The organism is Comamonas sp. BIGb0124, assembly GCF_003752175.1.
In the GTDB taxonomy this organism is placed as follows: domain Bacteria; phylum Pseudomonadota; class Gammaproteobacteria; order Burkholderiales; family Burkholderiaceae_C; genus Comamonas_F.
Genome location: NZ_RJVF01000001.1, coordinates 13,240 through 37,175, shown reverse-complemented (window position 1 = coordinate 37,175; position 23,936 = coordinate 13,240). Strand labels below are relative to the sequence as shown.

Genomic DNA, 23,936 nt, shown 5'->3' with positions numbered 1-23,936 from the left:
TGATCTTTCTTTGACATTCACAAACAGGAGACGACATGCTCAAGTCCAAGGTTCTGATCGGTACGGCATGGGCCGCGGCCATGCTGTGTGGCTCGGTGGCACACGCCCAGCAGGCGGGCGACATCGTGCTGGGCGCGGGATGGATGTATTTTTCACCCCAGGACTCCAGCAAGCCGCTGACCCGGACGGTGGGCGGTGTCTCGACTCAGATACCCAACTCCGGTGCGAAGGTCAGCAACGCCAACACCGTGGGGCTGAGCGGTCTCTATTATTTCGACAGCCACTGGGCGGTCGAAACCGTGCTGGGCATTCCACCCACCTTCAAGCTCGACGGCACGGGCTCGCTGGCCGGCGTGGGCCGCATCGGCGAAGCCAAGCAATGGAGCCCGGCGGTGCTGCTGCGCTACACCTTCTTCGACGGCCAGGCCAAGTTCCGTCCTTTCGTCGGCCTCGGTGCCACCTACGTCTGGTATTCGGACGTGAAGCTTTCCGACCGCTTCCACTCGACCATGGCCGGTGCCGCAGCGCCCGTCACCAACACGCGCGCCAAGCTCAGCAACTCGTTTGCGCCCGTCATCAACATCGGCGCGGGTTATCAGTTCGACGATCACTGGGGCGTGTCCTGGTCGGTGTCGTACATTCCGCTCGACACCAAGGCCAACCTCACGACGCGCCTCAACAGCAATGGCGCCACGGTGGGCACAGGGCAGACCAAACTCAAGCTCGACCCCATCGTGAGCTACGTGTCGCTGACCTACCGGTTCTGAGCGCCAGGCGCCGCCCGCAGTCCTGCCTTCGATGACAAGACTGCGGCATCGTGTCACCGAAACGTCATCGTTCGGGCCTAGCATGCAGGGACCTTGTCCAACTTGGTCCGCCGGCCGTGCCGGCAGCCTCTGCCCGGAGCATTTGTGGTGCCTGCCCCCGAGGCTCGATCGTCCTCCAGTCCGCCCACGGCCGAACCGGCCATCGCCGCCACCTATGGCGGCGACGAAGCCGGGCTGATCTGCGGTTATCTCTTCAATACGCTGGGCTCGGGCCATGCGCAGGAGCTGAACTCGCGTCAGGCCGCCGACTGGCTGGCCCGTCAGTCGGCACAGCCGGATCCGGCCGTTGCGGCGGACCAGTCCTCGCCGGCCTATCTGTGGCTGCACTTCAATCTCAGCCACGCGCAGGCCGTCAAATGGCTGCAGCGCCATGTCGACCTGGCCGAAGACTTCTTCGATGCCCTGGCCGAGAGCCAGCCTTCCACCCGCATCGAACGCACCGACGACGCGCTGGTCGCCGTGATCAACGACGTGCATTTCGATTTCGGTTTCGAGTCCGGCGATATCGCCACGTTGTGGATCAGCGTGGGACCGGGCCTGGTGGTCACGGCACGCAACCAGCCGCTGCGCTCGGTCGACACCCTGCGCACCGCGGTGCGGGAAGGCGAATCCCCGCCGTCGCCCACGGCGCTGCTCGAGCATCTGCTGCGGGCCCAGGCCGATGCGCTGGTCAAGATCGTGAGGGGCGTGACGGCGCGGGTCGACGCCGTCGAGGACGAACTGCTCAGGGGCCGGCTCGACCAGCGGCGGACCCGCCTGGGCGTGCTGCGCCGGCTGCTGGTGCGCCTGCAACGCCTGCTGGCCCCCGAGCCGGCGGCGTTGTTCCGTCTGCTGCAGCGGCCGCCGGGCTGGATGGCCGCCGACGACATCGACGAGCTGCGCGGCGCCACCGAAGAGTTCTCGGTCGTGCTGCGCGACATGCAGGCCCTGCAGGAGCGCATCAAGCTGCTGCAGGAGGAGATCGCCGCCAACGTCAACGAAGACAACAACCGCAGCCTCTTTGTGCTGACGGTGGTGACGGTGCTGGCTTTGCCCATCAACATCCTGGCCGGGTTGTTCGGCATGAACGTCGGGGGCATTCCCCTGGCGGAGAACGGCCACGGCTTCTGGATCGTGGTGGCGATCGTGCTCAGCTTCACGGCGATCGCGGCCTGGCTGGCCTTTCGAAACAAGCGCTGAGCCTTCGGACCGCTGCAAGCGGCGGTGCACTGGATGCGGCGATCCGGCCGAGTCGTGTCGGTGCAGCGACGGTTCCGTCGCCGCGTTGCACGCCGCCCGGAGTCGACCGGGCGTTCGAGGGTTTGCACGTGCTGGCCTGCCGCTTGACCGCACGTTTACAATGCGCGGCTTTGGCTGCACGGCCTGCGCCGTGTCGTGGTCCCGATCCACGGGCTTCCTGCGCGAAGTCTCGGTGCGGGACGCGAGCCTTGCCCGGGTGATTTCGAGATGAACAAGAACAACGCCCAGAACGCAGCGGCAGCGCCGCGTCTGGCTTCTGCGGCCCAGCGCCGCCTGGGTTGGCTCCTGGTGGGGGGATTCGTCGCCCTGCTGATGTACCCCAATCTGTATCTTCTGGGCGAGCCCTGGAACTGGGCCCTGCCGGGCCACAAGATCATCGGTTCCGGCCGTGTGCATGTGCTCTTCGTCAACCTGCTGCTGGTCGCCATGCTGGTGGCGGCGGTGCGGCGGGTGTGGATCGCGATTGCGGTGCTGTCGCCCTTCATGACCCTGCTGCCGCTCGAACTGTTCTACATGAGCCAGTTCGGCACGCCGACCCATGCCGCCTTGCTGGGCGTCATCTCCGACACCGATCGCACCGAGGCCATGAGCTGGCTGGGGACGACCGGGGTCATCGTGCTCGGCCTGGCGGCCTTGGCGCTGCTGGCGTCCTGGGCCCTGGCGGCCTGGCTGCACCGCATCGGGCTGTGCTGGCCGGCCGGCCGTGCGCGAACCGTGCTGGGGGTCTGGCTGCCGCTGCTGGTGGGGGTGCCGCTGGCGGTGGCCCTGGCCGTGTCCGAAGTGCGCGACGCCTGGCGCACCGACCAGCAGAAGCTCGACCGTGCCGTGGCCTATCGCATGGGCGGACTGCCGCGGGCCATGCTGATCAGCTACCCGGCCGGCATTCCCCTGCGCATCGCCGACTTCTATGCGTATCAGGACGCCATGCGTGTCATCCGCCAGCACGTCAACGGCATGGGCTTCGGGGCCCGCCGCAGTGCGCAGGCACCGGTGCAGCCCGTGCGTGAGGTCTATGTGCTGGTCGTGGGCGAATCGCTGCGCGCCGACCACCTGCAGATCAACGGCTACCCGCGCGACACCACACCCCACCTCGCGCAGGCCTCGAATCTGGTCAGCCTGCGCGATTTCGTGTCGGCGGCTTCCGTGACCCGGCAGGCCGTGCCGCCGCTGTTCACGCGGCGCCTGCCGCAGGTCGAGGGGCTGTTCAAGCCCGAGCCGTCGGTGCTCAAGGCCTTCAAGGAGGCCGGTTTCAAGACCTACTGGTTCACCACCCAGGCGCCTTTCGGCAAGGACGATGCGGGCATCAGCATGGTGCTGGCCCAGGCCGACGAAGTGCGTTCGGTCAGCCCGGAAGGCTGGCGTCCCGGTGTCTACGACGGCGATCTGCTGCCCTGGGTCGACGAGGTGCTGGCGCGGCAGGACGAGCCCCGGCAGCTCATCGTGCTGCACACGCGCGGCAGCCACGCGCAGTACAGCCTGCGTTATCCGCCCGAGTTCGAGAAATTCCGCCCCGCCGCACCGGCCGGCGAAGCGGTCGACCCGTGGGATCCGGCGCAACTGAGCACCCTGCACAACGCCTACGACAACTCGGTGCTCTACACCGACTGGTTCGTGTCGCAAGTCATGCAGCGGGTGGAGCACACGACCGGGCAAGCCGGGCAAGGCTGGCTGATGTTTGTCTCCGACCATGGCGAGACGCTGTTCGACGGCACCTGCGGCCGGGCCAGCCACGGTTTTCCGAGCCGGCCCAACTTTCTGCCGGCCGCGTTTTTCTGGCCCACCGCCAACTATGCGCACCGCCATGACGGCCAGATGCAGGCGCTGCGCGCCGCTTCGGTTCTGCGCACCGACTACCGGGTGATGTTCCATTCCCTGCTGGACCTGGCCGGCATCGCCGTGCCGGTCTACGATCCGGCGCTCAGCCTGTCATCGGGTCTTTACCGGGCGGCGACCGAGCGCCTCATCGATCCGAGCACCGGCAGCATCATCGATTTCGATCGCGAACTGCCGGCGCTCGACTGTGCCGGGCCGCAACAGGGGCCCGCCCGTCCGCCGCACTAGGGAGGACGGTCAGTCGCGTGCGGGCGGGGTGCCGCGCGCGTGGCTTTCGCTCAGATCCGGGGCCAGCGTGCGGCGCTCGTCGAAGACAAAACAGTCGCCGTGGTAGTGGCGGCCATCGGTTTCCTCGAAGTACTTGAGGATGCCGCCTTCGAGCTGGTAGACGTGCGCGATGCCCATTTCCTGCATCAGGATCGCGGCTTTTTCGCAGCGGATGCCGCCGGTGCAGAAACTCACGATCGTCTTGTCCCGCAACTCGTCGCGGTGGGCGGCCAGGGCCGGGGGAAACTCGGTGAACTTGTCGATGCGCCAGTCGATCGCGCCGTCGAACGTGCCGTGGTCGACTTCGAAGGCATTGCGCGTGTCGAGCGTCACCACCGGGCGGCCTTCGTCGTCGTGGCCCGCATCCAGCCATCGGCGCAGCGTGGCAGGAGCGACCGAAGGGGCGCGTCCCTGGGACGGCTGGATGGTCGGGTGATCCATGCGGATGATTTCCGGCTTGACCTTGACCAGCATCTTGCGGAAGGGCTGTTTGTCCGACCAGCTCTCCTTGGGCGCCAGGGCTTCGAATCGTGTGTCTTCATGCAGTTGGGCGACGAAGCCTCGCACGGATTCGGCGCTGCCGGCCAGGAACAGGTTGATGCCTTCCTCGGCCAGCAGGATGGTGCCCTTCAGCTCCAGCGCCTGGGCGCGTTCGAGCAGGATGGGCTGCAGTGCGCCGGCATCGGGCAGGGGAGTGAACAGGTAGGCGGAAATATTGAGCACGGCAGGCATAGGGCGAGATTGTAGGCAATGCGGCCCGGCCTTTGCGGCGCGGCGGGGGTGCGAAGCGGCGGAAGGCAACGGGATTTCCTACAATGCCGGGATGTACATCCACTTGCGCTTGCATACCGAGTTTTCCGTCATCGATGGCACCACACGCATCGGCGACGCGATCAAGCTGGCCGCCAAAGACGGCCAGCCTGCCTTGGCCATCACCGATTTCAACAACCTGTTCGGGGCGGTCAAGTTCTACAAGAAGGGACGCGGCAGCGGCGTCAAGCCCATCCTGGGGGCCGAAGTCCAGCTCGAACCGGCCGAGGGCGCGTCGCAGGGCTCGCGGGTCATTCTCCTGGTGCAGAACAGCCAGGGTTATCTCAACCTGTCCGAGCTGCTGGCCCGGGCCTGGACCCGCAATGTGCTGCGCGACCAGGCCTATGTCTGCTACGAATGGCTGCAGGAGCTCAACGACGGGCTGATCCTGCTGTCGGGCGCGGGTGCCGGGCCGGTCGGCCAGGCGCTTTCGCGCGGCGACACCAGCGCGGCGCGCGATGCGGCGCTGCAGTTCGCCAGCTGGTTTCCGCACCGCTTCTACCTCGAGGTGCAGCGTGCCGGCCGCCCCGACGACGAAGCGCAGGTCCGTGCCACCGCGCAACTGGCCGCTCGCCACCACCTGCCGCTGGTCGCCACCCATCCCATCCAGTTCGCCCGCCCGGACGACTACGACGCCCACGAGACGCGCGTCTGCATCGCCGAGGGCGAAGTGCTGGGCAATGCCAAGCGCGTGCGCCGCTTCACCCGCGAGCAGTACTACAAGAGCCAGGCCGAGATGGAGGCGCTGTTCAAGGATCTGCCCAGCGCGATCGCCAACACCGCCGAAATCGCCAAGCGTTGCAGCCTGAGCCTGGTGCTGGGCAAACCGCAGTTGCCCAACTTTCCCACGCCCATCCTGGCCGACGGCACCGCCATGCCGATGGCGCAGTATTTCCGCGAGCTTTCCTACGCCGGGCTGGACGAGCGCCTGGTGCTGCTCTACGCCGACGAGAAGGAGCGCGAGGCCCAGCGTCCGCGCTATGTCGAACGGCTCGAGTTCGAGCTCAACACCATCATCGACATGGGTTTCCCCGGCTACTTCCTCATCGTGGGGGACTTCATCCGCTGGGCCAAGAGCAACGGCTGCCCGGTGGGGCCGGGCCGGGGGTCGGGAGCCGGCTCGCTGGTGGCCTACGTGCTGCTCATCACCGACCTCGATCCGCTGCAGTACAACCTGCTGTTCGAACGTTTCCTGAACCCCGAGCGGGTTTCGATGCCCGACTTCGACATCGACTTCTGCCAGGGCAATCGCGACCGCGTCATCGACTACGTCAAGGACAAGTACGGCAAGAACGCCGTGAGCCAGATCGCCACCTTCGGAACCATGGCTGCGCGTGCGGCCATCCGCGACGTCGGCCGTGCCATGGACATGAGCTACGGCTTCTGCGACGGCATCTCCAAGCTCATCCCCAACAAGCCGGGCATGCACGTCACGCTGCAGTACCCGCCCAAGGCCAAGATCGAAGGCGACAAGAACAACTACGCCATCGAGATGGAGCCGCAACTGGCCGAGCGCATCGAACAGGAAGAGGAAGTGCGCACGCTCATCGAGATGGCGCAGAAGCTCGAGGGCATGACCCGCAACATCGGCATGCACGCCGGCGGGGTGCTGATCGCGCCGGGCAAACTCACCGATTTCTGCCCGCTCTATCAGCAGCCCGGCAGCGAATCGGCCGTGAGCCAGTACGACAAGGACGACGTCGAGGCCGTGGGCCTGGTCAAGTTCGACTTCTTGGGCCTGGCCACGCTGACCATCCTGGAGATCGCGCGCGAGTTCATCATGAAGCGCCACAAGGGCCAGGAAAACTTCGCTTTCGAGAAGATTCCGCTCGACGATGCGGCCACCTACAAGCTGTTCCAGGAAGGCAAGACCGAAGCCGTCTTCCAGTTTGAAAGTGTCGGCATGCAGCGCATGCTCACCGACGCGCGTCCCACCCGGCTCGAAGACCTGATCGCACTGAATGCGCTGTACCGGCCAGGCCCCATGGATCTGATCCCCAGCTTCGTGGCCCGCAAGCACGGCCGCGAAGAGGTCGAGTATCCGCATCCGCTGGTCGAGAAAGTCCTGGCCGAGACCTACGGCATCATGGTCTACCAAGAGCAGGTGATGCAGACCGCGCAGGTGCTGGGCGGCTACTCGCTGGGCGGCGCCGACTTGCTTCGCCGCGCCATGGGCAAGAAGAAGGTCGAGGAGATGGCCAAGCACCGCGAGCTGTTCCGCGAAGGGGCTGCCAAGAACGGGCTGAGCACCGAAAAAGCCGACGAAGTCTTCGACTTGATGGAGAAGTTCGCGGGCTACGGCTTCAACAAGTCGCACGCGGCCGCCTACTCGCTGCTGGCCTATCACACCGGCTGGCTCAAGGTGCATTTCACGGCCGAGTTCTACTGCGGCAACATGACCGTGGAAATGGACAACACCGACAAGCTCAAGGTGCTGTACGCCGATGCCACGCAGAAGTTCGGCATCCGCTTCGAACCGCCGGATGTCAACCGCGGCAGCTACCGTTTCGAGCCCGTTTCCGACAAGGTGATCCGTTACGGCCTGGGCGCCGTCAAGGGCACCGGGCAGCAGGCCGTCGAGGCCATCATCGCGGCGCGCGATGGGCGGGGCGGCGGCGCGGGAGGCGAGAAGTCCGGCCCGTTCACGTCGCTGTTCGATTTCACCAATCGCATCGATCGCCGCATGGTCAACAAGCGCACGGTCGAGGCCCTGATCAAGGCCGGTGCGTTCGATGCCATCGAGCTCAACCGCGCCAGCCTGCTGGCGACGCTGGATCTGGCCTGGGAATTCGCCATCACCCAGGAGGCCAACGCCAACCAGGGCGGGTTGTTCGACATGTTCGACGACGCCGTGGGTTCGAGCACCCAGGAGCCGCCGCTGATCGACGCCTTGCCGTGGGGCGTGAAAGAGCGTCTCACGCACGAAAAGACCGCTGTCGGCTTCTACCTCTCGGGGCATCTGTTCGACGAGGTCGAGCGCGAAGTGCGCCAGTTCGCACGCCGCAAGATCGAGGATCTCATCGACAGCCGCGAGCCGCAGATGCTGGCCGGCATCGTGACCGACCTGCGGGTGATCAACGGCAACCGCGGCAAGCTGGCGATCTTCAAGCTCGACGACAAGACCGGCACCGTGGAGTGCACGGCCGACGAGGCCATGATCAATGCGCACCGCGATCTGCTCAAGGACGACGAGTTGATCATCCTCACGGGCAAGGCGCAGCCGGACCGGTTCTCGGGCGGCGGCAATCTGCGGGTGTCGCTCAACCAGGTCTGGGATCTGCCGACCGCGCGTTGCCGGTTCGGCAAGTTCTTGCGGGTGGCGGTCAACGGTCAGAACCTGGATGTGACGCAGGTGGTGCGCGAGTTCCCGGCCATCAAGGAAAAGACGGAGCAGGGCGAACTGCTGCGCGGTCTGCCCGTGCGGCTGAGCATTCAGCGTCACGGCGCCAAGGTCGAGCTGGCGCTGGGCGAGCAGGCGCGGTTCTACCCCACCGATGCCGCGCTGGCCAGCTGGATGGCGCAGGCGGACCAGCGGTCGGCCCAGATTGTCTACGACATCACGGCCTGACGTGCCGTCCCCCTCCGTGCCCCACTCGCCGGAGCAGGATGGGGCACAGGACCCGCTTGCCGGCCGAGCCCGCATCGCGCAGCTCGACGTGCTGCGCGGTTTTGCACTGCTGGGCATCCTGGTCGTCAACATCTGCAGCTTTGCCTCGGCCTATTACGGCCTGGGGCTGGGCGCACCCCCTTTCGACGGTGCGGTCGATCGCGCCGTGCTGGGTCTCGTGGCCTGGTTGTTCGAGACCAAGTTCTACCTGCTGTTTTCGTTTCTGTTCGGCTACAGCTTCCATCTGCAGGAGCAGGCGGCGATGCGTGCGGGCCGATCGCCGGTGCCGCGCATGTTGCGCCGGCATCTGGCCCTGTGCGGGCTGGGGTTGGCCAACGCGGTTTTTCTGTTCCATGGCGACATCCTGCTGACCTATGGCCTGCTGGGACTGATGCTGCTGGCGGTTCGCCGCTGGTGGAGCGACCGGCAGATGGCGGTGGTGGCCTGTGTGCTTGTGCTGGGCACGGTGTTGGCCTGGGGCCTGCTGGGTGCCTTGCTGGCCTGGGCCGGCATGGACGCCGACCTGCAGGCGGCGCTGCAAGAGGCGCAACGGGCCGAACAGGCGTTTCGCGGCCCCGTTGCATCGGTGATCGCGCAACGCGTCATGGAGTGGCGCAACACCGTTCTTCTGGTGCTCACGTTGCAGGCGCCCTCGGCCTTTGCCTTGATGCTGCTGGGTTACGCGGCGGCCCGCAAGGGCTGGCTGGCCCGCACGCCGCCTGCCGCCCGCACCGTCCGCGGACTGGCCTGGGCGGCCTTGCTGGTCGGCCTGCCGGGTGCCACGGCCTACGCCTTGAGCTCGCAGATGGTCTACGACAGCCCCTGGGTGCTGCCGGGCCTGGCCCTGGCGCTGCTGACGTCGCCCTTCTTGAGCACCGGCTATGCCCTGGTGTTGATTCGGCTGCTTCGAGGCCGGGCCGGAACCGGTCTGCAGGCGGCCCTGGCACCCGCCGGACGCATGGCCCTGAGCAACTATCTGCTGCAGTCGCTGCTGTGTTCCTTCATCTTCTACGGCTATGGGCTCGGCCTCATGGGCCGCTTGCCTCCGCTGGCCGTGCTGGGGGTGGCTGCTGCCATTTTTGCGGCCCAGTGCGCGGCCAGCCGGTGGTGGCTGTCGCAGTACGCCTACGGCCCCGTGGAATGGCTGCTGCGCGCCGTCACCCATGCCGCCTGGCCCCGCCTGAAGCGTTCTGGCACGTAACTTGCCCCATCCCGGGGGAATGCCGTGCCATGCAGCGACATATATCGGCCGGTTTTCCCAGGGAAACACGTGAGATTCGGCCGCATAAGGGACTCCCTCGATGCCGGCATGAATACTTCATCTTGGTGCATATTGCACCATCGACAGGCCCGATTCCGTCCCGTCGATCGGGTGTATCCCGGCGGATCCTCGTGCGGCAACCTGCGGGCGACGGGCGGGATTCGGGTGGCGCATCGCCGTGGATTCGGTGCGGATTCTGGACTCGAGATTTGCCGATCCGGCTGGTGATTTGCCATGCTGCGCTCAGCATGTTAGACTGCCGGATTCTGCCTGATACGGCATTCATAACATATTATTCAACTATACGACTTATCGGATTCCATTCGATTCATTGAAAACTGCAAATCTAGGAAAGGTTTATTTGCATGATCGTCTTCAAAGAGAAGCATATTCGCAGCGCCATATTCGACATGGACGGCACCCTGTTCGATACCGAGCGTTTGAGGTTCAAGACACTCAAGCAGGCTTCTCTGGAGTTATCAGGCAAACCCTTGACGGACGATGTGCTGATCGGCTCGCTTGGCCTCAGTGCCAGGAAGGCCGAGGAGCTGGCCAAGTCCGTCCACGGCGACACGTACCCCTATGCCGAGATCCGCCGCCGGGCCGACGAGCTCGAACTGGCCCATGTGCGCAGCCACGGCGTGCCGGTCAAGCCGGGACTGGTGCAGGTTCTCGAGCGCCTGCGCAAGAGCGGCCTGACCATGGCCGTGGCCACCTCCAGCCGCCGCGCCATAGCCGAGGAATACCTCATCAATGCCAATGTGCTCAAGTTCTTCGACGTCACGGTGTGTGGCGACGAAGTCGAGCAGGGCAAACCCCATCCCGAGATCTTCCTGCGTGCCGCCAGCGCACTCAACAGCGCGCCCGATGAATGTCTGATGTTCGAGGATTCGGAAAACGGCTTGATGTCGGCGGTCCAGTCGGGCGGCCAGGCGATTCTGCTGCTGGATATCAAGCCGCCGCGCCCGGAAATCCGCTCGCGGGCCTTCCAGGATTACGCCAGCATGATGGATTTCCTGTCGGATCTGATGGCCTGTACGCCGCAGATGAATGAGCCGGCCCTGACCGAGGCCTTTCCGCAGACCCGCAGCCAGCTGAAAGCCGGTATTCATGGATTCGGTGCCATTGGCGGCGGTTACCTCACGCAGATATTCTCCCACTGGGACGGTTATACCCGTCCCGGTGAAATCATCGCGGCCACCGGCAATAAGTCGCTGCACGAGGCGGTGAATGCCTTCGGCAAATACAGCGTGCGTTACAGTGCGGCCGCCTTCGACCAGACGATCGAACATGTCCGCCTCATCGACACGGCCGATGCCGAGGCGGTGATGGAGATGTACGCCGCGTGCGAAATCGTCGGTCTGAGCCTGCCCGAGCAGGCGATCGTTCAGCAGGCAGGGCTCATCGCGCGGGGCCTGCTGAGGCGTTTCGAGCGCAGCGGCCGCGAGCTCACCCTCCTGGTGGTGCTCAACAAGGTGGAGGGCGGTGCCTACGTGCGTCGTCATGTGTCGCAGGCGCTGGCGGCGCTGGTGCCCGACGAGTCCCTGGCCCGCCAGGTGCTGGACAAGGTGTTCTTTGCCGAGACCGTGGTGAGCCGCATCGTCTCCAAGCTCTCCAAGGAGTCGCTGCAGCGGCAGATCCGAATCAAGTCGGCCATGTTCCAGAGCCGGCTGGCTCGGGTGCAGAAGAGCCTCTCCAGCACGTCTCGGGCCCCGGCGGCCGCGGGCCCCAAGCCGTCCGATCTGGACCGCATGGTGACGCAACTGCGGCTGGCGGCCGAGCCGGCCAATGCGCTGGCCTCGCTGCACCTGATCCTGTTCAACAGCGAGCCCGACATGATGCTGTACGCCGAGCGAGGCAGCCCCTTGCTCGAGCGGCTGCGCCAGGTCCGTACCGTCGACGACATCGCCCAGATCCAGACCATCAAGAACCGTCTCTGGAACGGTACCCACGCCATGCTGGCCTGGTACGCCAGCCTGCTGGGTCACGACACCATCGGCCGTGGCATGGGCGACGCGCGTGTTTCGGCCTTTGTCAGCCGCGTGATCCGCGACGAGATCGAGCCGGCCCTGCTGCGCGAACATCCCGAGATGAAGGACGTGGTGCGCAGCTTCGTCAACACCTTCATGGAGCGCTGCAAGTCGTCGTTCAAGGATCCATGCGACCGTGTCGGACGCGATCCCCTGCGCAAGCTGCAGCGGCGCGAGCGCATCCTGGGCAGCATCGAATTGGCACGCAAGCACGGCATCGAGACTCCGGCGCTCGAGTTCGGCGCCGCGCTGGCCGTGCTGTATGCCATTCGTGCGGCCGGCCCGGGCGACAAGGAAAGCCAGCGTATCCGCGAGCTGTATGCGGTGTCGTCGTCCATCGACGATGTGTTGACCTACAGCGGCAACTATGGCGGCAAGCCGTATCTGGGCCTCGACCCCGCACGCGATCGCCAACTGATCGCGGGCATCTCGTCGCACTTCGAACGGCTGGCGGCGACGGTCGATGGCGAGTACTGGAACTGGCCGCTGTCGCCGCGGGCCGCACGCGCTTCGGCCGGTCGCGAACGGCAACGAGAAGCGGCTTGATCGGAGGGCACCGGCGCCGGTCTTCCCGGCGCGGCGGGGCCTGCGGCGACGACCGCCCGGGCTGGATCGGCCGGTCAAGAGCGTGGCTCGCGTCGCCCGTCGGGCAATCGAAAAAGCCGGTACGACCCGAAGGCCGTACCGGCTTTTTCACGTCGGGCCGCCTGGCGCGGTGCCCGGGTCTCAGTCGTTCGGCCGGAAGCCGATGACCAGGGGCGAAGGGGGCGGACGGCCTTCGTCGCGCGGCAGGCTCTGCGTGCGGTCGACGGCGCGCAGCACGGCCTCGTCCCAGGCCGTATTGCCGCTCGAGCGGACCAGCCGGCGTCCCAGGATGGTGCCGTCGGGGGCCGTGCGCACCTCGACCTCGGCGCGCGGGTTGCCGGCGATGTTGTCGGGGAACACGATGTTGGGCCGGACGCGCGCGGCGACCTTGCCGCCGTAGCTCGACGAGGGGCCGGAAGACTGCGCCGCCGTGCCGCGCGAATCCGGGCTGCCCGAGCCGCTCGCACCGCCGGCCAGAGCCGCCATGCGGGCGATGTTGGCCTGACGGTCCTTTTCCTGCTGGGCGGCCTGGGCCTTGGCCTCTTTTTCGGCCTGAGCCTTGGCGGCCGCCTGCTTGCGTTTTTCGTCTTCCGCAGCCTTGGCCTTGGCTTCGGCTGCGGCAGCGGCCTTCGCCTTGGCATCCGCTTCGGCCTTGGCCTGTGCGTCTGCCTTGGCCTGGGCCTGCGCTTTGGCTTGCGCCTCGGCTTTGGCCTTGGCGTCCGCGTCGGCCTTGGCTTGTGCCTGGGCTTCGGCCCTGGCCTTTGCCTGAGCCTCGGCCTTTTCACGGGCCTGCTGTTCAGCCTGTTGCGCGGCTTGCTGCTGCTTGCGCTGGCGTTCCTGTTCTTCGATCCGGGCCTGCTTTTCGGCCTGCTCCTTTTTCTCGCGCTCGCGCTGCAACGCGATGTCCGGTGCTTCCGGCGCGGGCGTCGGGGCAGGTGCCGGCGCGGGGGGCGGCGGAGGCGGCGGCACGGGGACCGGTGCGGGCGCAGGTGTCGGCGTGGGCGGTGGCGGCGGCGGGGGCGGCGTGGGTTCCGGCGCCGTGCGCGGCTGGGGCTGCGGACTGGGCTCGGGCTGGGCGGTCGAGCTCGCGGGCGGTGCGGCCTCTTGCGGCACGCTCGACCAGACCTCGGCCTCGAACGAGGGCAGGTCGGAGCTCAGCCGCCAGTTCGTGCCGAAATACAGGATGGCGCCCAATGCCAGATGGGCTGCGATCGCCAGGCTGATCGAACGCAGCCTGCCGGGCGGTTCCGGCGGCACGAAGGCCGGGCGTTCAGTGTTGCTTTGCATAGGGTATCGCTAGATCGAGGGCAGGGCCTGGGCCGGGGCCACCCATCAGTTGTTGACGAGCTGAACCGAGAGGCCGACGCGTTGGATGCCGGCCTTCTGCAGCGTGTCCATCACCTTGACGACGGACTCGTACTGCACCGTGCGGTCGGCACTGATGACGACCGCCACGTTGTTCGGGTCGGGGCTCTCGCCTTGCGTGCCGTCGCGGGCCACCATGGGCGCGCTCTGTGCCGCCTTGACCTCGTTGGCCAGGGTATTGATGTTGACCGACTGCGTGGCATCGCGGGTCTTGATCTGCAGCGCCTCGTTCTTGCGCACGATGACCTGGATCACCCGGTCGGGCTGGCGCGCGGCCTGGCCCATGGACGGCAACTTGACCATGCTGGGCGTGATCAGCGGAGCCGTCACCATGAAGATGATGAGCAGCACCAGCATCACGTCGATGAACGGGACCATGTTGATCTCGTTCATGCTGCGGCGGCCTCGGCCGCGGTTGGCGACGCCTGCCATGTCAGTGTCCTTGGGGCGAAATCTGGCCTGCGGGCGCGCCGGGCGCGGCACCCAGGTTGCGTTGCAGGATGTTGGAGAACTCTTCGATGAAGGTGTCCAGGCGCGTGGCGATGCGGTCGACGTCGCGTGCGAAGCGGTTGTAGGCGGTCACGGCCGGGATGGCTGCGAACAGGCCGATCGCAGTGGCCACCAGGGCTTCGGCGATGCCGGGAGCGACGGAGGCCAGCGTGACCTGCTCGAGCGAGGACAGGCCCGTGAAGGCATGCATCACGCCCCAGACGGTGCCGAACAGGCCCACATAGGGCGACACCGAGCCCACCGTGGCCAGGAAGGACATGTTGGATTCGGCCGCATCGAGCTCGCGCTGCAGGCTTGCACGCATGGCACGGCGCGAGCCGTCGAGCAGGGCGCCCGAGTCGGTGATGCGGCGCTCGCGCAGCTTCTGGTACTCGCGCATGCCGCTGGCGAAGATGCGTTCGAGCGGTGCGCCCTTGTTGGCGTGGCGCACCGAGCTGGCGTACAGCTCGTTGAGACTGGTGCCCGACCAGAACATGTCTTCGAACTCGTCGTTGTCCGCGTTGATGCGGCGCAGCGAGAAATGCTTGCGGAAGATGGCGGCCCAACTGGCCACGGAAACCACCAGCAGCAACAGCATCACAAACTGCACCACCCAGCTCGCGTTGAGCACCAGGTGCAGTATCGACATGTCGTTATTCATGGATGTCCTCGGTAAATCAAATAATGTGGTGTGGATGATGTCAGCAATTCAGGTCCAGCGACGCCAGGACGCTCGCCGGCAGGCGCGAGGGCCGCATCGAATAGGCATCCACCCAGCCTATGCGGACAGTCCCTTCGCACAAAAGTTCCTTGCCGCCCTCGATGCCGGGCCGCGTTTTCCAGGTCTGCTGACGCAGCAGCAGGCTGGCGCGGCCGGTCTCGATGCACTGCACGGTGACTTCGAGCGTGTCGTCGAGCCGGGCCGGCCGTAGGTAGCGCAACTGGCATTCGGTGACCACGAACATGGCGCCGTGCTGGTCCTTGAGCGCCTGCTGAGCCTGGCCCCGGTGGCGCAGCCACTCGGTGCGGGCCCGCTCGAAGTACTTCAGGTAGTTGGCGTAGAACACGATGCCGCCGGCATCGGTGTCCTCCCAGTACACGCGGACGGGCCAACTGAAGTCCGGCGCCTCGCTCATGCCAGCAGTTCCTCGAGCCGGGCGATGGCCTCGCGCAGGTGCGCCATACTGCTGGCGGTCGAGAACCGCACGTAGCGAGCGGTCGAGTCGCTGCCGAAATCGCGCCCCGGGGTGATGACCACGTGGCAGCGGCGCATGACCTCGAAGGCGAATTCCCAACTGCTGGCCAGGCCCAGGCGTTCGCAGGCGGCGCTGCAGTCGGCATAGGCGTAGAACGCGCCGTCGGGTGTGACCGGTACCGTCAGGCCCAGGCGATTGAGCTCGGGGATGAAGTAATCGCGGCGGGCCTTGAACTCCTCGCGGCGCAGTTCGTACTCGGCCAGCGACTCGGGCTCGAAGCACGCCAGCGCGGCATGCTGCGAGATGGTGCTCGGGCAGATGAACAGATGCTGGGCCAGCCGCTCGACCGGCTCGACGGCCTCGGGCGGCACCACCAGCCAGCCCAGCCGCCAGCCGGTCATGCAGAAATACTTCGAGAAGCTGTTGATGCTCACGACCTGGTCGCCCAGTGCCAGCGCCGTCTGGCCATAGGCCGCGTCGTGCGACAGGCCCAGGTAGATTTCGTCGGCAATGGTGATGCCGTTGCGCTCGGCGACCACCCGCTGGATCGCTGCCAGTTCGTCCGCCGCGATGGAGGTGCCCGTCGGATTGGAGGGCGATGCCAGCAGCACCCCCCGCGTGCGCGGCCCCCAGGCCTGCTCGACCTGGCTGGCCGACAGCTGGAAACGCTGGACCGGCGTGGTGGGCAGCAGGCGGGCCGTGCCATCCGCAGCCTGCACGAACTGCCGGTTGCAGGGGTAGCTCGGGTCGGGCATCAGGATCTCGTCGCCCGGATTGACCAGCGCCAGGCAAGCCAACTGCAGGGCCGCCGAGGCGCCCGAGGTGACGACGATGCGGGAGGGCTCGATGGCCACCCCGAACCGTTGCTGGTACCAATGGCTGATGGCCACGCGCAGGCGCGGCAGGCCGGTGGCCTGCGTGTACTGGGTGTGGCCTTCGTGCACCGCGCGCTTGGCGGCCTGGCGCACGCGTTCGGGTGCCGTGAAGTCGGGTTCGCCGATATTGAGGAAGATCATCGGCCGCGCCGTGTGCGCGACCTCGGCTGCGAGCTTTGCCGCCGCCTTGGCGATTTCCATCACATAAAACGGCTCCACGCGCCGGGCGCGTTCTGCAATCTGCATGGCCATGCGGTCAGTTCGATGCCGGTGCGGCGCTGTGGCCCTTGGCCGCGTCGGCCGCCACTTCGTGCGGGCGCTGCACGGCGGCGAGCTGGTGCAGCACGCCGTTCACGTACTTGTGGCCGTCGGTGCCGCCGAAGGCCTTGGCCAGCTCGATGCACTCGTTGATGACGACACGGTAGGGCACGTCCAGGCAGTACAGGAATTCGTACGAGCCGATCCACAGCACCGCGTGTTCGATGGGCGAGATCTCGGCCATGGGGCGGTCCAGGCGCGGCGTGATGGCGGCGTCGAGTGCCGCGGCTTCGCGCACGCAGCCGTGGAGCAGGGCGTCGTAGTGAACCGAATCGGCCTTTCCGAAACCGGAGAGGTCACGCGTGAACGCATCCACGGACTCGATGCTGTTGCCGCCGACCAGGTATTGGTAGAGCGCCTGCAGCGCGAATTCGCGGGCGCGGCTGCGGGGCGGCTTGCTGGCGGTCTTGCGGGCACCGGTGCTGCTCAGCGCAGGCGTGTTCTTCTTGGCGGGGGAGGCGGATGGAGCGGACATAAACGTTCTTCTTGAATTCTGTGGGGGATTGCACGGGTCGTAGCAATCCGGAGGGGGGCTCAATCGGCCAGCAATTGGACCATTTCGAGGACCACACGGGCGGCGTCGCGGCCTTTTTCTTCCTGGCGGGCGACGGCCTGCTCGAGATTCTCGGTGGTCAGGATCACGTTGGCGATGGGCAGGTGGTGGTCGAGTCCGACCCGGGTCACGCCTGCACCCGATTCGTTGGCGACCAGCTCGAAATGGTAGGTCTCGCCGCGGATGATGCAGCCCAGTGCGACCAGCGCATCGTAGCGCTTGCGGCGAGCCAGGGCCTGCAGGGCCAGCGGCACCTCGAGGGCGCCGGGCACTTGCACGACCTCGATGTCGGTCTCGGCGACGCCCAGCCCGATCAATTCGCTGCGGCAGGCTTGCAGCAAGGCGTCGGTGATGCCTGCATTGAAGCGGGCCTGGACGATGCCGATGCGCCGGCCGCGTCCATCGAGGGCGCCCGTCTGGCCTTTGTCTGCATCCAACATGGGGGTAGATCCTTGATAAAACTGATGGGGGCGATGAGGCGGCAGCCTCAGGCCTGTTCGATGTGGCCGACGATCTCGAGGCCGTAGCCGACCATGCTGGGCATGCGGCGCGGCGTGCCCATGAGCTGCATGCGGCGCACGCCACAATCGCGCAGGATCTGGGCGCCGGTGCCGTAGGTGCGCAGATCGGTGGCGCCACGCACCGGCGCGTGCGCGGCCTGGGCCGTGCCGGCGAACTGCGACAGCAACTGCTCGGCGCTCTCGCCGCAGTTCAGCAGGATGGCCACGCCCTGACCGTGCCGGGCGATGTGGGACAGGCTGGAGTCGAGGCTCCACGAGTGCATCGAGCGGTTGACTTCGAGGGCGTCGAGCACCGACAGCGGCTCGTGCACACGCACCGGCACGACGTCCTGCTCGTCCCAGGTGCCGTGCACCAGCGCCAGATGCACGTTCTGGCCGGGGCGGTCCTGGTAGGCGTGGGCCACGAACTGGCCCCAATGCGTTTCGATCGTGCGGCTGCTCACGCGTTCGATCAGGGATTCGTGGCGGCTGCGGTACTCGATGAGATCGGCGATGGTGCCGATCTTCAGGCCGTGCTGGGCGGCGAACAGGCGAAGGTCGGGCAGGCGGGCCATGGTGCCGTCGTCGTTCATCACTTCGCAGATCACCGATGCCGGGCTGCAGCCGGCCATGCGGGCCAGATCGCTGCCGGCTTCGGTGTGGCCGGCGCGCATCAGTACGCCGCCGTCGACGGCCTGCAGCGGAAAGATGTGACCGGGCTGGACCAGGTCTTCGGCCCGGGCATCGCGGGCCACCGCGGCCTGCACGGTGCGCGCGCGGTCTGCGGCCGAGATGCCGGTGGTCACGCCTTCGGCGGCTTCGATGGACACCGTGAAGGCGGTGCTGTGCTTGGCGCCGTTGCGCTGCGTCATGGGGGGCAGGCGCAGGCGTTCGCACATCTCGCGCGAAAGCGTCAGGCAGATCAGCCCCCGTGCATGGCGGGCCATGAAGTTGATGGCTTCGGGGGTGACGTGGTCGGCGGCGATGATGAGATCGCCTTCGTTCTCGCGGTCTTCCTCGTCGACGAGGATGACCATGCGCCCGGCGCGAATGTCGGCGACGATGTCTTCGACGGGCGAGATCGCGCAGGCTTCTGCCGGCACGGGCGAGTCAATGACTGGGTTCATGGTACGCAATGGGAAGGGACGGCCGCCTTCTGCGCAGCGGCGGTATAGGCCAGCATGCGCTCGACATAGCGGGCAATGGTGTCGATCTCGAGGTTGACGCGGCTGCCTGCGGTCAGGCTGCCGAGCGCGGTGTTCTCGACCGTGTGGGGAATGAGGTTGATGGACATGACGGTGCCGGCATCGCCGGGCAGGTCTTCGACCGCGTTGACCGTCAGGCTCACGCCGTTGACCGTGATCGAGCCCTTGTAGGCCAGGAACTTGGCCAGCGCGGGCGGGCAGGTGATGCGCAGATCGTGGCTTTCGCCGACCTGCTCGAAACGCTGCACCGAACCGATGCCGTCGACATGGCCCGAGACGATATGCCCGCCCAGCCGGTCGTGGGCCCGCAATGCCTTTTCGAGGTTGACGGGGCCGGTCTGGTCCAGGCCCGCCGTCTTGTCGAGGGATTCCGCCGAAATATCGATCGTGAAGCGGCCGAGCGCCGCATCGAACGTGGTCACCGTCATGCACGCGCCGTTGAGCGCGATGCTGTCGCCCAGGGCGACGTCGTCGAGATAGCCGGCGGGCGCCTCGATGGTGAGTTGCTTGCCGTACTGAAAAGAGCTACCCAGGTCGTGGACGACGGCGATACGCCCCACGCCGGTGATGATGCCGGTGAACATAGGGCGCCATTTTCGCAGGGTTTCTCCCCCGTAGCGAGCCGCAGGGGCATGCGGCCCCCAAAACAGTCTGTTGCACGGCTGCAGCGACTGGGCCGAAGCGCCCTGTGAATCGCCCTAGAATCGCCGCATGCTAGACATCAACCTCCTCAGAAAAGACCTCGACGGCGTGGTCGCGCGCCTGCAGGCCAGAAAAAATCCCCAGGCTTTCCTCGACGTTGAAGGTTTCAAGACGCTCGAAGCCGAGCGCAAGACCATCCAGACGCGCAGCGAAGACCTGCAGGCCACGCGCAACCGGCTGTCCAAGGAGGTGGGCCAGCGCAAGTCCAAGGGTGAGCCGGCCGACGATCTGCTGGCCCAGGTGGCCGCACTCAAGACGGAGCTGGAAGTCGCCGGCAGCCGCAACGAGGCGATCCAGGCCGAGCTGCTCGCCATCCTGCAGGCCGTGCCCAACCTGCCGCACGAGAGCGTGCCGGTGGGCGCGGATGAAAGCGCCAATCTCGAAGTCCGCCGCTGGAGCCCCAACGGCAGCGATCCCCAGCCTCTGGGCTTCGCCGCCAAGGACCATGTCGACGTCGGCCAGCCCCTGGGCCTCGATGCCGAGACCGGTGCCAAGCTCACGGGCGCACGTTTCACGGTGATGCGGGCGGGCATGGCCCGTCTGCACCGCGCGCTGGCGCAGTTCATGCTCGATCTGCAGACCGACGAGCACGGCTACACCGAGCACTACACACCTTACATCGTCAACGCCGACAGCCTGCGCGGCACGGGCCAGTTGCCCAAGTTCGAGGAAGACCTGTTCGCCGTCAAGAAAGGCGGCCAGGAAGGGCAGGGCGAGTCCCTCTATCTGATTCCCACGGCCGAGGTCTCGCTGACCAACACCGTGCGCGGCGACCTGCTGCAGGAAAGCCAGCTGCCGCTCAAGCTCACGGCCCACACGCCTTGTTTCCGTTCGGAAGCCGGTGCCTATGGCCGCGACACCCGCGGCATGATCCGCCAGCATCAGTTCGACAAGGTCGAGATGGTGCAGATCACCCATCCCGACCACAGCTACGAGGCCCTGGAAGCCATGGTCGGCCATGCCGAGGCCGTGCTGCAGAAGCTGGGCCTGCCGTACCGCGTGGTCGCCTTGTGCACCGGCGACATGGGTTTCGGTGCCAGCAAGACCTATGACCTCGAAGTGTGGCTGCCCGCGCAGAACACCTACCGCGAGATCAGCTCGGTCTCCAACTGCGAGGCCTTCCAGGCGCGCCGCATGCAGACCCGTTTCAAGAACGCGCAAGGCAAGAACGAGTTCGTGCACACCCTCAACGGTTCTGGCCTTGCCGTGGGCCGCACCCTGGTGGCCGTGCTCGAGAACTATCAGAACGCCGACGGCAGCGTGACCATTCCCGATGCGCTGCGCCCCTACATGGGCGGTATCGAACGCCTCGAAGCCAAAAACTGAAAAAATAGCTGCTATACTTTCAGTCTTGCTTGACCACAAGGCAAACACACCAGGAGAGGTGGCAGAGTGGTCGAATGTACCTGACTCGAAATCAGGCGTACGTGCAAACGTACCGTGGGTTCGAATCCCACCCTCTCCGCCAAGCCAAGAGCCGTATAGACGCTATCAGAACGATAGAGCTATACGGCTCTTTTTTTGTTCTTGGTCGAGGTTTCTCAGCCGATCAACTTGATGGCATCGGCCAGCGTGTCGGTGGCCTAGGTTACTCTACCGTTTTGCCGACCGCGTCCAGGTGGCCGAGGATTGCGTCTGCCGTGAGCAGGTCCACGCCGGAGTTCACGCGCTGAGACTTGGCGCATGCATGCCGCGCGCAACGGCAGCGTGTATTCGACTGACCGGATGCGTATGTTTTACGCAAAGGACGGCAATCGTTACAACTGCGATTGCGATCAGCATCGCGACGATCATCCGAATCGCCTGCTTGACTACGGGTTTCCCCGAGAAGCAACTTGTACGATATGTTGCACGCTCTGCCTCGCTAACTGATAAAGTAAATATAAATGACTATGTGTAGGAGTCAGAATGGATGCCGTTGGCCATGTAGACGTGCCGCAGTTGCCCTCCATCTGGCAGCTGGAAGATCTGCTGAACAGGCGATCTGTTGGTGCCGCATTGGAGTACCTCAGCCAGTTCTTGCCTCACCGATTCACGGTGTTCTCCGTGTTGCGCGGGATGGAATTCGAGGCCGAGTACCTCATCGATAAAGAGGGCGTTCTGTGTGCTTCGGACATGGCACCATCCGGGTTCATCGGGAGCTACTGCGAGCTGGCGATGATCAATGGCTCATTGGTCATTACAGATTCACTGAAGGATTCACGGGTTCAGAAATCGCGCTACCGGGATCTCTATCGGAGTTATGTCGGCATGCCGATGCGCACGGGCAACAACAAGATGTTCGGCATTATCTGTTTTGCTGACTTGGTGCCGCAGCCGGGGCCGGACTGCACCCAGTATCAGTTTTTCCGCACAGCCGCTTCGATGATCGCCTCTGCCGCCGACCCTGGTCGGGAGCACATGTACCTGGCTTGATCCGCATGGCCGGCTGAACGACGAAGCCCTCAATGCGAGGGCTTTCTCAAGGCTTCGGCGGTCTGAATGCTCTCTGGCATGCACTGCATCTCGATGCGGCAGATCCATGAGCACCAAACGCGTTCACATCGTGGCCGCCGTCATGGCGCCCGGGCCTTGTGCAGCACCCCTCTTTCTTGATCCTGGGACGAGCCGGTCGACGAGCCCTTACGCGAGATTCGGGCGGCGCCACATGACGGGGGCAGTCGGCCCCCTCCGGGGAGGGGGTGGCCAGGATGGCAGGTGGCGTAGGATTCGTCCTACTTATGAAATCGGCGACCCAAAACAACAAAGAGCTTTTTATGATCAATTTGGCGGGATGGATCTGTCTGGGTGTGGGACTCTGTTATTTGCTGTGGATGATGTACGACGTCACCAAGAGCCTTTTTGTGCACTAGTCTCCTCCATTCGGACGGCCCGCTGCTCTCGTCGGCTCTGCGCGGGGTCAAGGCCTGCTTGGACGACCCACACCCAGTCTCGCCTCCAAAGCCCGTATCAAGCTTGGCGGGACTGCAGGATGAATTGGGCGGCACGCGCCTGACGTGACCGCATCTCGGCCTCGTCGATCAATTCCGGTCTGACCAGAATCAGATCGCCGGTGGGCACGCACTTGAACATCCGCCGGCGGCTGAAGAACAGCTTGGCCCACAGGGGCCGGGCGACGCGTAAATACTCGACGTCCTGCTTTTGTGGCAGCTTGAACGACACCATGACACGCTCTCCTTCTTTGTAAGAGAGTGTGAAATTTGTCTGACAGGTGGTCAAGTATTACAAAAGTTGACGTGACGTCAGAGGCCGACAAGCGTGCGGCTGAACCTCGGTGCCTCCCGGCACATATGAATGCTCCAAAAGCTTCGTTGTTGCGAGGTCGCGAGAACCTAACAATGCAAAAAGTATATTTTTTCATTGAATATGTATCTCGGATTTTCGACCACTCTGCTTCCCGAACTGACCGACCTGCCGGACATCGCCGCGCGTATCGCTGCGGCGGGGTACGACGGCATCGAATGGCGTGTCCATCCCGACTATCACATCCGTCCGTCCGAGATCCTGGTCCAGGCACCGCAGCTGCGTGAACTGGCCGATGCCCACGGATTGCGTGTGCCATGCCTGGCGTCCTATCTGCAGTGGACCGAGCTGGGCGCGATCGAGCAACTGCTGGAGGCGGCGCGGATTCTCGGCTGCCCCAAGGTGCGGCTGGCGGGTTTTGTCTACGACCGCACGGAAAGCTACGAACGTGTGCACGAGCGGGCACTGGAGCAGATTGCGCGTGCATTGCCGTTGCTCCAGAGCGCGGGGGTGGCCGGTCTGATCGAAACGCACTTCGGCACGATTCACGCGAGTGCCCAGGGGGCGCGGCAGATCGTTCGCCACTTCGACCCGGCTGCGGTCGGCGTCATCCTCGACGCCTCCAATCTGTGTGTGGAAGGCCGCGAGGACTGGGCGTTGAACCTGGATCTGCTGGGGCCGTGGCTGCAGCATGTCCATGTGCGCAACACCGAATGGTGGCGCGACGACCAGAACCGATGGCGCTGGCAGTGGGCCGACCTGGCGACCGGCCTGGTGCCGTGGCAGGAGGTGTTCGATCTGCTCGGCAAACGCGGCTACAGCGGCTTTGCCACCAGCGAGAACATCTGGGGCGTGCCCAAGCGCACGTCCGGCTACATCGGCGAGATCGGCCCCTACATGGGGGGACGCGGCGAGCCCCGTTCCATCGCTCAGCGCCTGGGCGACATCGATTACCTCAAGAAGCTCGCCCGTCCGCAGGGCTGAGCGCGCCACACGGTTCAGGGCCGCCACGTCGTTCGGCGCCGCCCGAC

The 23,936-nt window shown here is 65.5% G+C and carries 20 protein-coding genes and 1 tRNA gene; 10 read left to right on the top strand and 11 right to left on the bottom strand.

The genetic code is table 11. The features are described 5' to 3' along the window. The first annotated feature begins 35 nt into the window (after window positions 1-35). From EC845_RS00185 to EC845_RS00175, 3 genes are all read left to right on the top strand, one after another. Window positions 36-767 (top strand): OmpW family protein, encoded by a 732-nt coding sequence (locus EC845_RS00185; RefSeq protein WP_123295215.1) that lies wholly within the window; start codon window positions 36-38, stop codon window positions 765-767. Window positions 768-911: 144 nt separating this feature from the next. Next, complete coding sequence (locus EC845_RS00180; RefSeq protein WP_370451216.1) at window positions 912-2,006, top strand: transporter; 1,095 nt, start codon at window positions 912-914, stop codon at window positions 2,004-2,006. A 267-nt stretch (window positions 2,007-2,273) separates the two neighbouring features. Beyond that, a complete protein-coding gene (locus tag EC845_RS00175; protein WP_123295214.1) occupies window positions 2,274-4,127 on the top strand; it encodes a phosphoethanolamine transferase in 1,854 nt (617 codons plus the stop codon). A gap of 9 nt (window positions 4,128-4,136) precedes the next feature. Here EC845_RS00175 and EC845_RS00170 read toward each other — a convergent pair whose 3' ends face one another. Further along, complete coding sequence (locus EC845_RS00170; RefSeq protein WP_123295213.1) at window positions 4,137-4,898, bottom strand: sulfurtransferase; 762 nt, start codon at window positions 4,896-4,898, stop codon at window positions 4,137-4,139. A 91-nt stretch (window positions 4,899-4,989) separates the two neighbouring features. On the opposite strand from EC845_RS00170, the gene dnaE reads away from it, so the two are divergent. The 3 genes from dnaE to mtlD all read left to right on the top strand — a co-directional run bounded on the left by dnaE (window position 4,990) and on the right by mtlD (window position 12,420). Continuing rightward, a complete protein-coding gene (gene dnaE, locus EC845_RS00165; protein WP_123295212.1) occupies window positions 4,990-8,544 on the top strand; it encodes a DNA polymerase III subunit alpha in 3,555 nt (1,184 codons plus the stop codon). Window position 8,545: 1 nt separating this feature from the next. Next, the gene (locus EC845_RS00160) at window positions 8,546-9,784 is read left to right on the top strand and encodes a DUF418 domain-containing protein (protein ID WP_233597875.1); all 1,239 of its coding nucleotides are present in this window, start codon (window positions 8,546-8,548) and stop codon (window positions 9,782-9,784) included. 425 nt (window positions 9,785-10,209) lie between these two features. Next, complete coding sequence (gene mtlD / locus EC845_RS00155; protein ID WP_123295210.1) at window positions 10,210-12,420, top strand: bifunctional mannitol-1-phosphate dehydrogenase/phosphatase; 2,211 nt, start codon at window positions 10,210-10,212, stop codon at window positions 12,418-12,420. Between the two features lie 180 nt (window positions 12,421-12,600). On the opposite strand, the gene tolA is transcribed toward mtlD, so the two are convergent. From tolA to EC845_RS00110, 9 genes are read right to left on the bottom strand one after another with little or no spacing between them, the layout of a single operon-like run. Further along, entirely contained in the window at window positions 12,601-13,746 is a 1,146-nt protein-coding gene (gene tolA / locus EC845_RS00150) for a cell envelope integrity protein TolA (protein ID WP_123295209.1), read from the bottom strand. Window positions 13,747-13,791: 45 nt separating this feature from the next. Further along, window positions 13,792-14,256 carry a biopolymer transporter ExbD gene (locus EC845_RS00145; RefSeq protein WP_123295208.1) on the bottom strand — a complete coding sequence of 155 codons (465 nt, stop codon included), beginning with the start codon at window positions 14,254-14,256 and terminating at the stop codon, window positions 13,792-13,794. Window position 14,257: 1 nt separating this feature from the next. Then, window positions 14,258-14,974 carry a protein TolQ gene (gene tolQ / locus EC845_RS00140; RefSeq protein ID WP_123295207.1) on the bottom strand — a complete coding sequence of 239 codons (717 nt, stop codon included), beginning with the start codon at window positions 14,972-14,974 and terminating at the stop codon, window positions 14,258-14,260. A gap of 40 nt (window positions 14,975-15,014) precedes the next feature. After that, the gene (gene ybgC, locus EC845_RS00135; RefSeq protein ID WP_123295206.1) at window positions 15,015-15,449 is read right to left on the bottom strand and encodes a tol-pal system-associated acyl-CoA thioesterase; all 435 of its coding nucleotides are present in this window, start codon (window positions 15,447-15,449) and stop codon (window positions 15,015-15,017) included. Then, entirely contained in the window at window positions 15,446-16,630 is a 1,185-nt protein-coding gene (locus EC845_RS00130; protein ID WP_123295308.1) for a pyridoxal phosphate-dependent aminotransferase, read from the bottom strand. The genes ybgC and EC845_RS00130 overlap by 4 nt, the downstream gene beginning before the upstream one ends. 10 nt (window positions 16,631-16,640) lie before the next feature. Continuing rightward, entirely contained in the window at window positions 16,641-17,177 is a 537-nt protein-coding gene (nusB, locus tag EC845_RS00125) for a transcription antitermination factor NusB (RefSeq protein WP_123295205.1), read from the bottom strand. A gap of 59 nt (window positions 17,178-17,236) precedes the next feature. Beyond that, entirely contained in the window at window positions 17,237-17,695 is a 459-nt protein-coding gene (ribH, locus tag EC845_RS00120; RefSeq protein ID WP_123295204.1) for a 6,7-dimethyl-8-ribityllumazine synthase, read from the bottom strand. A gap of 47 nt (window positions 17,696-17,742) precedes the next feature. After that, window positions 17,743-18,882 (bottom strand): bifunctional 3,4-dihydroxy-2-butanone-4-phosphate synthase/GTP cyclohydrolase II, encoded by a 1,140-nt coding sequence (ribBA, locus tag EC845_RS00115; protein WP_123295203.1) that lies wholly within the window; start codon window positions 18,880-18,882, stop codon window positions 17,743-17,745. Further along, a complete protein-coding gene (locus tag EC845_RS00110; RefSeq protein WP_123295202.1) occupies window positions 18,879-19,544 on the bottom strand; it encodes a riboflavin synthase in 666 nt (221 codons plus the stop codon). The genes ribBA and EC845_RS00110 overlap by 4 nt, the downstream gene beginning before the upstream one ends. 127 nt (window positions 19,545-19,671) lie before the next feature. Between EC845_RS00110 and serS the strand changes: the two genes are divergently transcribed. The 3 genes from serS to EC845_RS00090 all read left to right on the top strand — a co-directional run bounded on the left by serS (window position 19,672) and on the right by EC845_RS00090 (window position 22,077). Next, window positions 19,672-20,988, top strand: coding sequence for a serine--tRNA ligase (gene serS, locus EC845_RS00105; RefSeq protein WP_123295201.1), 1,317 nt, complete (start codon window positions 19,672-19,674; stop codon window positions 20,986-20,988). A gap of 52 nt (window positions 20,989-21,040) precedes the next feature. Beyond that, window positions 21,041-21,130: transfer RNA gene (locus EC845_RS00100), tRNA-Ser, on the top strand. A gap of 440 nt (window positions 21,131-21,570) precedes the next feature. Further along, entirely contained in the window at window positions 21,571-22,077 is a 507-nt protein-coding gene (locus EC845_RS00090) for a GAF domain-containing protein (RefSeq protein WP_123295200.1), read from the top strand. A 534-nt stretch (window positions 22,078-22,611) separates the two neighbouring features. On the opposite strand, the gene EC845_RS00085 is transcribed toward EC845_RS00090, so the two are convergent. Beyond that, window positions 22,612-22,827, bottom strand: coding sequence for a hypothetical protein (locus EC845_RS00085; protein ID WP_123295199.1), 216 nt, complete (start codon window positions 22,825-22,827; stop codon window positions 22,612-22,614). A 201-nt stretch (window positions 22,828-23,028) separates the two neighbouring features. On the opposite strand from EC845_RS00085, the gene EC845_RS00080 reads away from it, so the two are divergent. Then, complete coding sequence (locus EC845_RS00080) at window positions 23,029-23,889, top strand: sugar phosphate isomerase/epimerase (RefSeq protein ID WP_123295198.1); 861 nt, start codon at window positions 23,029-23,031, stop codon at window positions 23,887-23,889. Window positions 23,890-23,936 lie beyond the last annotated feature (47 nt).

Coding starts and splice junctions, on each gene's coding strand:
- EC845_RS00170 (WP_123295213.1), bottom strand. CDS start 4,898: ATGCCTGCCGTGCTCAATATTTCCGCCTACCTGTTCACTCCCCTGCCC.
- EC845_RS00085 (WP_123295199.1), bottom strand. CDS start 22,827: ATGGTGTCGTTCAAGCTGCCACAAAAGCAGGACGTCGAGTATTTACGC.
- ybgC (WP_123295206.1), bottom strand. CDS start 15,449: ATGAGCGAGGCGCCGGACTTCAGTTGGCCCGTCCGCGTGTACTGGGAG.
- EC845_RS00110 (WP_123295202.1), bottom strand. CDS start 19,544: ATGTTCACCGGCATCATCACCGGCGTGGGGCGTATCGCCGTCGTCCAC.
- tolQ (WP_123295207.1), bottom strand. CDS start 14,974: ATGAATAACGACATGTCGATACTGCACCTGGTGCTCAACGCGAGCTGG.
- tolA (WP_123295209.1), bottom strand. CDS start 13,746: ATGCAAAGCAACACTGAACGCCCGGCCTTCGTGCCGCCGGAACCGCCC.
- EC845_RS00175 (WP_123295214.1), top strand. CDS start 2,274: ATGAACAAGAACAACGCCCAGAACGCAGCGGCAGCGCCGCGTCTGGCT.
- EC845_RS00145 (WP_123295208.1), bottom strand. CDS start 14,256: ATGGCAGGCGTCGCCAACCGCGGCCGAGGCCGCCGCAGCATGAACGAG.
- ribH (WP_123295204.1), bottom strand. CDS start 17,695: ATGTTGGATGCAGACAAAGGCCAGACGGGCGCCCTCGATGGACGCGGC.
- ribBA (WP_123295203.1), bottom strand. CDS start 18,882: ATGAACCCAGTCATTGACTCGCCCGTGCCGGCAGAAGCCTGCGCGATC.
- dnaE (WP_123295212.1), top strand. CDS start 4,990: ATGTACATCCACTTGCGCTTGCATACCGAGTTTTCCGTCATCGATGGC.
- EC845_RS00090 (WP_123295200.1), top strand. CDS start 21,571: ATGGATGCCGTTGGCCATGTAGACGTGCCGCAGTTGCCCTCCATCTGG.
- mtlD (WP_123295210.1), top strand. CDS start 10,210: ATGATCGTCTTCAAAGAGAAGCATATTCGCAGCGCCATATTCGACATG.
- nusB (WP_123295205.1), bottom strand. CDS start 17,177: ATGTCCGCTCCATCCGCCTCCCCCGCCAAGAAGAACACGCCTGCGCTG.
- EC845_RS00130 (WP_123295308.1), bottom strand. CDS start 16,630: ATGCAGATTGCAGAACGCGCCCGGCGCGTGGAGCCGTTTTATGTGATG.
- EC845_RS00080 (WP_123295198.1), top strand. CDS start 23,029: ATGTATCTCGGATTTTCGACCACTCTGCTTCCCGAACTGACCGACCTG.
- EC845_RS00185 (WP_123295215.1), top strand. CDS start 36: ATGCTCAAGTCCAAGGTTCTGATCGGTACGGCATGGGCCGCGGCCATG.
- serS (WP_123295201.1), top strand. CDS start 19,672: ATGCTAGACATCAACCTCCTCAGAAAAGACCTCGACGGCGTGGTCGCG.